The 3,228-nt window shown below is 61.9% G+C and carries 4 protein-coding genes; all 4 read right to left on the bottom strand.

The features are described 5' to 3' along the window. The coding region (locus HP499_RS22560; protein WP_172326314.1) for a folate-binding protein YgfZ at positions 1–820 on the bottom strand (820 nt) is incomplete at its 3' end. A 39-nt stretch (positions 821–859) separates the two neighbouring features. Next, the gene (locus tag HP499_RS22555; protein WP_172326313.1) at positions 860–1,582 is read right to left on the bottom strand and encodes a flavodoxin family protein; all 723 of its coding nucleotides are present in this window, start codon (positions 1,580–1,582) and stop codon (positions 860–862) included. Between the two features lie 50 nt (positions 1,583–1,632). Further along, positions 1,633–2,232, bottom strand: a complete 600-nt coding sequence (locus tag HP499_RS22550; RefSeq protein ID WP_172326312.1) for a heme-binding beta-barrel domain-containing protein — start codon at positions 2,230–2,232, stop codon at positions 1,633–1,635. 166 nt (positions 2,233–2,398) lie between these two features. Then, on the bottom strand, positions 2,399–3,133 hold the full coding sequence (locus HP499_RS22545; protein ID WP_172326311.1) for a permease: 735 nt from the start codon (positions 3,131–3,133) through the stop codon (positions 2,399–2,401). Positions 3,134–3,228: the final 95 nt, after the last annotated feature.

The following is a 3,228-nucleotide window of genomic DNA, read 5'->3' as shown; positions in this document are numbered from 1 at the left end:
CCAATTGCAGGAACACGAGGCGGCGCGGCGGGTGCCCCAGGTTGTGGACACGGGCAATGGTCTCCTGGCCCTTGTAGCAGCCCTTGTTCAGGTGTACCGAGGTCCGCAGAAGATCCAGCTCATGGGGAATGGTTTTCTCGTCGGTCTCAGCGCCAAGACGCGGACGCCACGCAGCGATCCGCAGGGCATCGGCGGCCAGCGCACCCGCCAGCGGGAGTCCTTCAACCGCGTTCTCCAACTCTGCGGCCGGGACGAGGTACTCGAACCACGGACGTTCAAGGCCCGGATGGGACTCCTCCGGAACGATGCTGTAGGCGTAACCTCCCGGGCTGACATGCGGCCACGGATCCTCCCATACCAAGCGGGAAGAGAACTGTTCCACCGGCTTGGTGGCTCCCAGCACTGCCCACTGATCAGAGACATCGGTGATCTCGACCCGGAGCATGAATTTCATCTTGTTCAGCCACTCGGCCAAAGGCGCGGCTTCCGCGGTCTCCACGATCAGCCACGTGGTCCCGCCGTCATCAATCACCCGGGCATCAAATTCGATGCGGCCTTGGACACTCAACAACAAGAGCTCGCTGGCAACCCCGGGCTGGAGGTTGGTGAGCTGCTGGGAGGACAACGTGTTGAGCCAGCTGAGGCGGTCGGGTCCGGAAACGGTGACCACCCCGCGGTGTGAGAGATCGACGACGGCGGTGCCGGCGGCCAAGGCGCGCTGCTCACGCAGCGGCTCACCGTAGTGGGCAGCGACGCCGGCATCGAGGCCGGTGTCCTCGACCGCGCCAGGGCGCGACAACAGAGGGCTGGTGTAAGTCATATGTAGTAGAAGTCCTTGCAGCTCAGCGGTATTCCGGCATCAGCGGTATTCCGGATTTTCGAAGTCGAAGCGGGTGCCCGCTTTCCATTCGGCGGGCAGGTTGCCGTAGGCCGGAATACCCCCGGCATCCCGGAGGATTTTGGCCATGTGGAGCAGGTTCCACGTCATGAAGGTGGCGTTCCTGTTAGTAAAATCACTCTCCGGCCCACCCGATCCTTCATCAAGATAACTGGGTCCGGGCCCCACCGGACCGATCCATCCGGCGTCGGATTGTGGCGGAATAGTGAAACCGATGTGCTGGAGGCTGTACAGCACGTTCATGGAACAGTGCTTGATACCGTCCTCGTTGCCGGTGATGAGGCAACCGCCCACCTTCGGATAGAACGCCCATTGGCCGTTGCTGTTCAGCTCGCCCGAATGGGCATAGAGGCGCTCGATGAGCTTCTTGGTTTGGGAGGAATTGTCACCGAGCCAGATGGGCCCGGCCACCACCACGATGTCGGCATCGCGAACATCAGGGTAGATTTCCGGCCACTCGTCGGTTGTCCAGCCATGCTCGCGCATATCGGGGTAGACCCCGCTTGCGATGTCGTGGTCCACCGTGCGGACAACCTTGGTGGAGACGCCCTGCTTCTCCATGATGTCCCGGCTGATCTGGATCAGGCCATCGGTATTGCTCAGTTGCGGTGAAGGTTTCAGCGTGCCATTGAAGAAGAGAGCCTTCAGGCCCTTGTAGCCGTCGGGCTTGAGGTGATTGTTCACTCACTGCTCCTTCTGCTGCCGGCTGCTGGAACGTACGGTGAAGGCCCTGGTCAGGACACCTTGTGCAGGAAGGCCGAGGCGTGGGCTTCGAGTGCTTTCCCGCTGGCTGCGACGTCCCAGCGCCACAGGAGGTTTCCGTCAACCAGCCCGAAAATCCTGGTGGCCGCGGTGTACTCCTTGGAGTGGCTTCCTCGCATCACCATGTCCGTGCTCAGCTGGATCTGGGGTCCCTTGATCTGACCGTAGTAGAGCTCCGTAATGCCACCGGGATGGGCAATCGAAACGGAGATGTCGAATCCGCCATCCTCGTTGCGGCGCTCTTCGACGTCGTCCGCGGTCTTCAGTACCGGGACGATGTCCGCCGGAATGAGTCCGGGACCGCCGTCGCCCTCCTGGAGCTTCCGCTCCAAGGCCCAAAAGCCTGTCTCGACCGTCAACGGGCGCAGCTTTGCGCCGGCGTCGTCACTCAGCCAGGTCTCAGCCCGATACTGCAGGTACGGCAGGCCGTTATGGGTGAAGGAAACGTGCTGGACAAAATGCTCGGAATCCTCGTCGCCGCTGCCGAGCCGGCCACGGCCTTCCCACTCACCAATGAGCCAGGAAAGGGGGACGAGTTCAGGCGTCAGATCGGTAGGGATCTCAATAGGCACAACGACTACCTCTGTTGGAGAGCAGGGTCAGAGAATTTACTTCTGGCCCTTGAAAAGGCGGTAAACGACAAAACCCGCAAACCATGCCATGGCAACGCTGGCCAGGCCAAGGAGAACGAGGAAGAAGATTTCAAATGCGAGTACAGACATGATGCCATCCTAACCGTTAGTAGATGAGTAGTTTGTCTATGAAGTACACCAAGGCCCCCACAGCCCAGACGGGGGCAACACCCATTCCCACGGCTGCCCGGAGGTTCAGGCGCCCGCGCCGGAGCGTGGTCATCCGCCGGAAGCAGACCAGGACGGAGCCCACCACAACGCCCACCAGTGCCGCAGGGAGTACTGCAATATCCGAGAATACAAGACCTGCGAGGGGCCCCATGAGTCCGGCCATGACCACGCCAAGGGGAGCCACTATGCGGTCGGGCCACCGGATGATTCCCACCAGCAAGGCCACAGCAGCGCTCAGGCCGGCCACCAGGACCATCTCCTTGACGCCGTTGAACCGTGCGCCGGCGATCCACCCTGCACCAAGGCAGTTCAACAGCACGCCGGCACAGCATCCCAAGGTTGATTCCAGCCGCTGCGCCTGCCCTGTGCCCCGGACCAACTGCACCACGAAGACCGCCATCACGCCCAAGGCAATGAATGCCGGCGTTCCTTCCAGGAACCCGGGAGCAGGCAGGTAAGCGGCGGTCACAGCCGATCCCGCACCCGCCAGCCCGATCACTGATGCCAGGGTTTTCTTGGCCGGGACGCCAAGGAAATGCGGCCAGCCAATCCCCACAGCCGCGGAGGCAGCAATGCCGACGCCCACCATGGCTTCCCGGGAAACGAAGGTGCTGGCCACGATGGCGGTGAGCGCCACGAGTCCGAATACCCCGATGCTCCAAGACTTCACTGTGTGCCGACCTCAATCCGATGCGCCTTACGACCTCTCGACAATCCTGCCTTAAGCCGGCCCAATATGTCGTAATTCCGGTGTCCGCCCGTCAC

This window comes from Paenarthrobacter sp. CM16 (assembly GCF_013179505.1).
Taxonomy (GTDB): domain Bacteria; phylum Actinomycetota; class Actinomycetes; order Actinomycetales; family Micrococcaceae; genus Arthrobacter.
The sequence above is the reverse complement of the archived record's forward strand: the minus strand, read 5'-3'. Positions and strand labels throughout refer to the sequence as shown.